Source organism: Paenibacillus sp. 1001270B_150601_E10, assembly GCF_015558675.1.
In the GTDB taxonomy this organism is placed as follows: domain Bacteria; phylum Bacillota; class Bacilli; order Paenibacillales; family Paenibacillaceae; genus Paenibacillus_B.
Genome location: NZ_JADMOL010000018.1, coordinates 63342 through 71579 on the forward strand (window position 1 = coordinate 63342; position 8238 = coordinate 71579).

Genomic DNA, 8238 nt, shown 5'->3' on the forward strand with positions numbered 1-8238 from the left:
CACTTATCACATCTATTCTCATACTCTGAAGGCTGTAAGGGATTGGATTTGGGGAGCGTTATTAGTATGTTATTTAAGATTTGAACTAGCCTTCGCCTTTACTGCTGAAGCCTCGCGGAGCGAATCGAGCGTTTCGCGGTAAAGATCCAATTGATAGAAGAAGGAGGTTGCCGCTTTGTGATAAGCAAGTTCGCCAAAGCCGTATTGATTAGGGCTTATTTGGTCCTCATTTATAGACTCTACAGATAGAAGTGCATCATGGACCTTTAAGTGATCGGAGAGCTCAGCTCTAATCGCTTCCTGATAAGGCTCGGTTAGTTGCTCGAAATCAGTATCATGCTTAATCATAAATTGGACAAGTCCCTTAAGGCTATCCAATGACTTGAGAACATGTGCAAGACCTATAAATTGAGGGTCCTTGCTTTTATTCATATTTTCAATAATGTAAGCGTAGCGATCGGTTTCCTTCTTTATGCATGCAAGTGCATTTCGCATATGCGCAAGATCAGCCTCACGTAAGGTTTGCATCGACTGCAATTGATGAACAAACTGCTTAGAGAGCTTCACAGCCTTGGAATACAGCGTCTTATGATGTCTTGGCGGCACAATAAAGCGAACGACAATGTAGGCAATGACGCAGCCAAGGACGACTAGGAACGCCCGCTCTTGAAGCGATAAATACATTTCGTAGCGTGGAGCTTCGGCGACAATAAGCATGGCGACGCTGGTGGATGCTGGCGAAATATTAAGCTTTGGAATCCAGTAAGCGACAAAGACGATCAATAGGCCGCCTATTATAATGCGCGCTGTCGGAGGCTGCACAAGCAAGGTGCTGATGTATCCAATGACAAGCCCCAGAAGGTTACTGAAGATCCGTTCGTTCATCTTCTTATACACAGCAGTCTCTAGGGGAGAGGCAGAGAACAGCACCATAGCCGTTGAGATCAAACAGGTAGGCGATGTGCCAAAACCCATCAGATACGTAACGAGCTGGGCCAACGGAAAAGCGATGAGAATGCGCAAAATTTTGCGTTGTATATGAGTCGGCAATACCCTTCTAACATGTAGAGGGATTACTCGCTGTAGGCGTTTTGGTCTAAGCAACTCCATGCGTTGAAGCTTTGGCTGTAGCATGAAAAGACACCTCGGTTACATTTTCAGAAATTTTCAGAATAATGCACACCTTATCATACTCCTATTTTCATCCATGCTATATGATGTCGATCACAATTCCTTCTAACTTAGACCGAAGGGATTCAACGTGGCATGAAACAACTTAAAACTTAACGTCACCGAAGCGCCTAGATTCACAAAGCCCATCAGAATAATCTTGATCTAATCCCATGATCATGCCTCGTTATACTGATAATGGTATACCTTTGCGAGATGAAGAAGCTTTTGCACAATGTTCTCCTCAACTGCTTCTAAATCGCCATCCATCGCAATCGCTTCCGATGCATAAGGCGCGAGCTTATCATGGTGCCCAATCATGACGGCATGCTTGGCATGCTGAAACATCGAGATGTCATTGGCATCGTTCCCAAAGGCGATGTATGACTTTTCTTCCACACCCAGCTGCTGCAAGCCGCTCCACTTATGAATGCCGGCTGGGCTAATATCGATCACACCTTCCTTTCCATGGGAGTGGATGACAACGTTTAGGCTGTGCAGCTTCTCTTCTAGCAGCTCCATATTAGATGCAGTTAGAATTAACAGCTTCATTAGAGGGTGCAGGTCATCGATTACGACCTTATTAGCACGCTGTTCTGGATCAAGGTTCCGTAGAATTGGATGATCGTCGGGTCCCGTATAGGCGTAATTCCACGTGCCGTCCGCCAGGTAGGTGGCATTGAAGCTCGCGATATATGCAAGAAGCTGGATTCGTTCTTCATCTGAAAAATGGACCGTTGAGTAAATCGTACCATCTTTCGCTACGATAGAGCCATTGCCGCCGATCATCGGGTACGAGTGGAAGGCTTTATCGATGACAGGGAGCAAGTCACGAATCGGTCTTGCGGAAGCAAAGATGACGTCATGACCTGCTGCTGTTAAGCCTGCAAGTGTATGCATTATGGTTGCGGATACGGGATTTCCTTTAAAGCAAATCGTCCCGTCCAAATCAAAGACAAACTTCATGCGTGCACCTCAAATATCGTATTTTCTTCTATCATACAACGATTGGGATATAATAGAAGGACATATGTCCTCGATATTTACTTTTGATACATGAAAGATTTCGAGAATGTGCGATAGAGGAAAGCTGCTGGCTAAATTGCCAAACGATACATGACCAAGTTATCCCTACCAAGAAGTCTGAGGTGTTCTAATGGATACTCCAATAGCTAATCAAATTAATAATCGAATCATACCATTTGGAATTGATCAGTTATTTGATCCGATTCAAGAGATTCCTTTCAAGTTATACCATTACGATGCCAATGAAGTTCTATTTCATGAGGGGGACGAGATTCACACGTTATTCTTTCTAGTAGAAGGCAAATTAAAAATCTCGACTAATCTCATTACGGGAAAATCGCTTCTGCTTCGCTTCTGCAATCCTCCTTCAGTCATTGGAGACATTGAGTTTATCAGCCAGGTGCCAGTAAAGTCTCAAGTTGCAGCCGTCAGCGACTGCATACTGATCGGGCTTGAATTTGATTACCTGCGCAAGCATGAGATGAGCAATGCAAAGCTCCTGCATTATCTGCTTCAGCATCTCAGCCATAAGCTCCAAACCTGTACCAGCCAATCGAGCGTGAACCTGCTGTCCTCTGTTGAACATCGATTTGCCAGCTATTTGATGTCTACGCTGCTGACGGAAGCCTATACACCCTTCACTTCAGAGCTTCAAACCTCAAAGATTGGTGAGATCGCGGGTCTGCTCGGTACGACACATCGGCATCTTAATCGGACGATTCGAGGTCTTTGTCAGGAAGGTGTGCTTGAACGAGACCAGGCATGCATTCGTGTGCTCGATTGGGAGAGGTTAAAGGAGCTGTCCAATGGGATATTGTTTGAGTAGAAAGGAAACCTGTTCAGAATTGAAATGGGAGGAAAGGCCATTGTTCATCGAAGATCAAAATGTCTGAATCTTAAGGCGAAGAGTAAGCTTAACAGACACTGCTTTAATTCTTGTAAATTAAAAACAGTAGAGGCATGCACCGCCTCTGCTGTTTTTTACTAGTTGCTCCAAGTATCGCAGCACAGCGACGGAAGAAAATTGGATTATAACCCTTTGCCTATGCTGTTCTCTTTTTGACGGAAAAAGGGCATACCTAAATAAGCCTCTCGTTTTTGAGATGAAAAGAGGATCCCATCTAGATGATGCCCGTAGTATCTGTAATGAATGTAATGAAGCATTTTTCATTCTCCTGCTTAGAGAATGATATCCTATCTCTTAAGTGTATTAAATGCAGTCGGAGGTCCCAATGTTACAAGCGGATTCATAAAAGAGGGGAGAACTTGTTAAAAGCTTTATTTATGAGGTCTTCAGATTTATCATAAACAAGCAGCCTTTGATGATGTATTTTATACATGATCATTAAGTTCATGAGCAACTCTTACGGCTGACAATATGGCTCCTTCGATCCAGCCATGAATAAGACTTGCATGTTCGCCTGCGAAAAAGGCCCGCCCTTCGGGTCGAACGATATAGGGATAGAGTTCTGTATCTTGTCGCGGTTCAAAAGCGGTGAAGGCCCCCATGGAGTAGGGATTCCGGCTCCAGCAGAACGAGGTTCCTGTGACGTACTGATGGAAGACTTGGTCTCCGTGGAGCTCTCTTAAGCCATGAAGCGCAAATTGAATGCGATCCTCGTTGCTCAAACTATCCCATACTAATGCCTCATCCGCCCAAGTATAGCTGGCAATCATGATTGCATTGCCCTCAGAGCCTATTCGATCGCTTGGATAATATGTAAAGCGTATCGGTATATCGGTAACGGAGCGTCCGCCAAGAATGCCGGATTTCTCCCAAAATCGGCTTTTGAATTCGAGTGCAATCTTTGTCGCAGAAAAATAGTTCAGCTTGCGAATAGCCTTGCGCTTATTGTAGGAAAACGCCTCATAAGGCACTATTTTAACAAAGCGTAGTGTGGAAAAAGGAATCGTAATCACGACGTACTCCGCGGTGAAGTGGCTGAGCTGCATGGTCTCCTGATGGACGGTGTGTGCGGTGACATGGTCTTGAGCGAAATGGAGTTCGGTTACACGCTGTTGGAGAATGAGGTTGTCTGAGAGCTGGGGCAAGAAGGAGGCTGGAAGCCGATCCATGCCGCCGTCAATGGAGTAGTATTTTGTGGGAACGGTGTAAAAGATGCGAATCACATCCACAAGGGACATGCCCATGAACACCTCTAGATCAAGCAGAACGCCAATCATATCGACTGCCCCTGGCGACAAATGCTGATTGAGCATGTAGCCTAAAGAGTAATCCTTGTACTGCTCCTCTACGATGTGCCAGTTCTGATCGGGATTGAGCTTCAAAAAGTCAATGATCGGTTGCAGAACAGACATCAGCAGTTCGTCAGCCGTCTTGCCCTTTTCCTCGGGAGCGACGGGGTATTTTAATACTTGGGGGTCTTGATTATAGTAAAGGACTCTTGTTCTGACATGATTGGTATACAGTAGATCTGCAGGCGTTGTGGTAATGAAATCATGAAGAGGAAGGGAGAACTTCTTTACATACTCTAACGCAAGATAATGAGTATCGGGGATTCGCATCGCTCCTGTATTAAAATATAGCCCCTCGCTAAATGGCGGGTTGCGAATCGTATATACCCGTCCGCCTATTCGATTGTTTGCTTCCAAAATCATCACTTGATGCCCGGCTGCTTTAAGAAGAGATGCCGTGACAAGGCCAGCCATTCCCGCACCAATAATCAGAATTGACTTGGGGCGGGTGGAAGGGGGGAGTCCCTCTCGTATGATTTGAGCCATTTGGTCAACCGATAGTTCCTCGTACACATGCTCCGCCATCTTTATGCTCCCTTTGTAAACGAATTTGTTGGATTATATTCGTCAGCGGGGAAGTCTATGTACTTTATATCGCTGAAACCAGCTTGATCATCGAGAAAATCCTGATGAGCAGCTTCGTCATAATTGATGAAGCTGCTCATTCAGAAGAATCAGAAAGCGCGAACGTGGTCGTCCTTCAGCATGTGGCTTATCAGGAGGATATGAAGGTAAGCTGGATTGAGGCATTTAGGATGAGTCCAACAGCGGCATTGGGAGCTAGGGCAAGTGTATTGGCTGCTGTGCCGATATTCCGAAGCGTGACAATGGCACCTGCAATCAGTCTCACGACGCCTGAACCGGTAAGCTGCAGCGTGTCGATTGTGTTTGTGCTCGTTCGATAAGCTAAATCCTGCTGGGGTACGCCATTGATGGTAACTGCATATTCGGCAGTTCCTGGAGCGGTTATGTCAACGGTATAGGTGACAAGATATACGCCCTCAGAGCCAACTGTAACGGTGATCTGGGTACCGCCAGGCGTGTAAGTAATGCCTGAAAGTGCTCCATTGCTGTCAAGGGTAACATCTGCTCCAGAGTTAACGACTTGAGCAGATGTGCTGAAAATGTGGGCGTAGTAAGGAGAAAAGCTCCCATTGGAGCCGACAGTTCCTGTCTCTCCAGTAGGCCCCGTCGTTCCAGTATCTCCGGTAGCTCCTGTTGACCCTGTGTCGCCCGTCGCCCCCGTAGTACCTGTGATACCCGTCGCTCCCGTACTTCCGGTTGCCCCTGTCACACCGGTATCTCCAGTGGGCCTCGTTACACCTGTGGTTCCTGTCGCTCCCGTTGTTCCTGTTGTGCCAGTGGCCCCTGTGTTCCCGGTAACTCCTGCAACACCAGTCTCACCTGTTGTACCGGTTACGCCTGCAGCGCCTGTCTCGCCGGTGTCGCCAGTTACCCCTGTCTCTCCCGTTGCTCCGGTCGCACCCGTAACGGTTGAAACACTGCCCGTCGCCCCAGTGCTTCCAGTCTCTCCGGAATCTCCTGTCGCTCCTGTCGGACCTGTGGCGCCTGTATCTCCTGAGGTTCCTGTTGCTCCGGTTGTGCCAGTGGCCCCTGTAACGCCCGTCGCCCCTGTACTACCGGTTGCCCCTGTGGCAGTAGACGCATTGCCGGTCGCTCCAGTACTACCAGTGGTCCCTGTAACGCCCGTCTCACCAGTTCCGCCGGTGACACCTGTAACGCCCGTGCTTCCCGTTGTTCCTGAAGCGCCTTCGGCACCGCTGCTTCCGGTGCTGCCCGTCTCACCAGTGGTTCCTGTCGGACCCGCCTCACCTGCAGGACCGTTTGCACCGGTGGTTCCGGTGTCGCCCGTGCTTCCGGCTGCGCCTGTCGATCCCGTCGTCCCTGTGCTGCCTGCTGTCCCCGTATCTCCTGTTGCTCCCGTGAGTCCGGTATCCCCAGTGGCACCACTGCTTCCAGTTACCCCAGTTGCTCCAGTACTTCCCGTGGCTCCGGAATTGCCAGCGGCGCCTGTTTCACCCCTGCTTCCCTGGCTTCCCGTGTCGCCAGTTGCCCCTGTAGCGCCTGATACTCCAGTCGTTCCTGTCGATCCTGCTGTCCCCGTGCTGCCCGTGCTGCCAGGATCTCCGGATGCCCCTGTAGATCCTGTACGGCCTGTATCGCCCGTTACTCCCGTGGCTCCGGAAGCTCCCGTCACTCCGATGTCGCCCGTCTCGCCCGTTGGTCCGGTTGTTCCCGTTGGTCCAGTCGCCCCAGTAGGTCCGGTTATGCCAATTCCTGTTACCCCTGTTTCCCCGGTGGGTCCTGTAGGTCCTGTAGGCCCGGCCAGTGATATCTCCAACTGATAGATATCGGCTATGAGTGAACTGGCTGGCTGCTTATGGTCTGCTGCATCATCGACTAATTCCTCAACGGTAATCGCAAATCGTATTGGATTCTCATAACGAAGATGGTGATAGAGTATAGGGACAACATGATAAGACTGTTCATGATCAAGTTGATGATCAGTGAATGCTGGCTCCATATTTGAAGAGGGGATGCGAGGTTTGGATTGTTGATGAATGGGTGGAACGGCATGCATGGTTGTTTGAGGAAGAGGGGTTAGAGAAAAGGCATCAAGAATATCGATTCGAAGGGAACGAACCTGACTGCCTTTGAGGCTCGTAAGGATTGAAAAATCATACATGCAATTGGAGGAGAGTTCGAAGGGAGGGGAGAGGGTAGAGTAAGCCTGAGCTCCGGCTATTGCGAGAGAAGGATAGGTTGCTTCTGATTGAGATTCATGAGTCAGCGGAAGAGGACGGGCCTGCTTCATACCTTGGACATGAGAATAATAAGACTTATGTGGATCAGCTCTCTTTTCGATTGAGCTGCTTGCGGTACGGGCTTCCTTTTCCAATAATGCTAATGGATCTTGCGGCTGACCCTGCAACAAACGAATGGCCTCTGAACTCGTTGAAGCTGTAATGGTATGGTTAATGCCGCTCATTATTCGTTGATAATTTCGAATGATCACGTTATGACCCCCTAGGGCACACTTGCAATTTTATTGTTTAGCTTATGCATGGGTAAAAGACTTCGTCAGCATCTCCATTGTGAGATATGCGTATTTGGGCTTGTTGGTTAGAAGTCAAAATATGAAAAACCAGCACCTTCACCCAAAAGTGAAAGTACTGGTTATTAGCGTAAGGCACAGCATCACTTATCCGATCATGGCCAATTGTACGGATGCGTTAATGACAGGAAGGCCTAAGATTACATTGCTAATGCTGGGCAGATTGTTGCTTGCTGTACCGATATTTCGCAGGGTTAGAACATCGGCATTCGCCAGAGATACAATGGCAGATCCCGTGACTTGAAGCTCACCAGTGCCAGTAGTGGTGGTGCGGTAGGCAATGCTTTGCTGTGGAGTGCCGTTAATGGTTATGGCGTATTCTGCAGTTGCTGCTGCTTCGACCATAACCTCGAAGAGGACCAGATATATGCCGCCGGCACTGCTTGAAAGCGTGATTGATGGCGTGCCAATCGTGTAGAAAATTCCTGTTGTTGCCCCATTGGCGTTCCAATTAATATCGCTGCCGCTGGCAATCGTTTGAGCAGTCGTACTATAAATGTGAGCGTGGAAGGCAGGCATGGTGCCCGTGTCGCCAGTCGCTCCAGTAACCCCCGTTTCACCCGTAGCACCGGTTGCTCCAGTCGCCCCCGTGTCGCCTGTTGCCCCGGTCACGCCCGTCGCGCCCGTCTCACCGGCAACCCCAGTCTCAC

At 48.6% G+C, this 8238-nt stretch carries 6 protein-coding genes; 1 reads left to right on the forward strand and 5 read right to left on the reverse strand.

Annotated elements, in window-relative coordinates:
• Window positions 1-69 precede the first annotated feature (69 nt).
• Together I2H74_RS22940 and I2H74_RS22945 are read right to left on the reverse strand one after the other, a co-directional pair.
• Window positions 70-1134 carry an FUSC family protein gene (locus I2H74_RS22940; protein WP_229506136.1) on the reverse strand — a complete coding sequence of 355 codons (1065 nt, stop codon included), beginning with the start codon at window positions 1132-1134 and terminating at the stop codon, window positions 70-72.
• Between the two features lie 213 nt (window positions 1135-1347).
• A complete protein-coding gene (locus tag I2H74_RS22945; RefSeq protein ID WP_195576572.1) occupies window positions 1348-2136 on the reverse strand; it encodes an HAD-IIB family hydrolase in 789 nt (262 codons plus the stop codon).
• Between the two features lie 190 nt (window positions 2137-2326).
• On the opposite strand from I2H74_RS22945, the gene I2H74_RS22950 reads away from it, so the two are divergent.
• On the forward strand, window positions 2327-3022 hold the full coding sequence (locus I2H74_RS22950; protein ID WP_195576573.1) for a Crp/Fnr family transcriptional regulator: 696 nt from the start codon (window positions 2327-2329) through the stop codon (window positions 3020-3022).
• A 506-nt stretch (window positions 3023-3528) separates the two neighbouring features.
• On the opposite strand, the gene I2H74_RS22955 is transcribed toward I2H74_RS22950, so the two are convergent.
• The 3 genes from I2H74_RS22955 to I2H74_RS24905 all read right to left on the reverse strand — a co-directional run.
• Window positions 3529-4977 (reverse strand): flavin monoamine oxidase family protein, encoded by a 1449-nt coding sequence (locus I2H74_RS22955; RefSeq protein WP_229506137.1) that lies wholly within the window; start codon window positions 4975-4977, stop codon window positions 3529-3531.
• 190 nt (window positions 4978-5167) lie between these two features.
• The gene (locus tag I2H74_RS25220; RefSeq protein WP_324254141.1) at window positions 5168-7489 is read right to left on the reverse strand and encodes a BclA C-terminal domain-containing protein; all 2322 of its coding nucleotides are present in this window, start codon (window positions 7487-7489) and stop codon (window positions 5168-5170) included.
• A gap of 186 nt (window positions 7490-7675) precedes the next feature.
• Window positions 7676-8238: hypothetical protein (locus tag I2H74_RS24905; RefSeq protein ID WP_420707480.1), on the reverse strand; the 563-nt coding region annotated here is incomplete at its 5' end.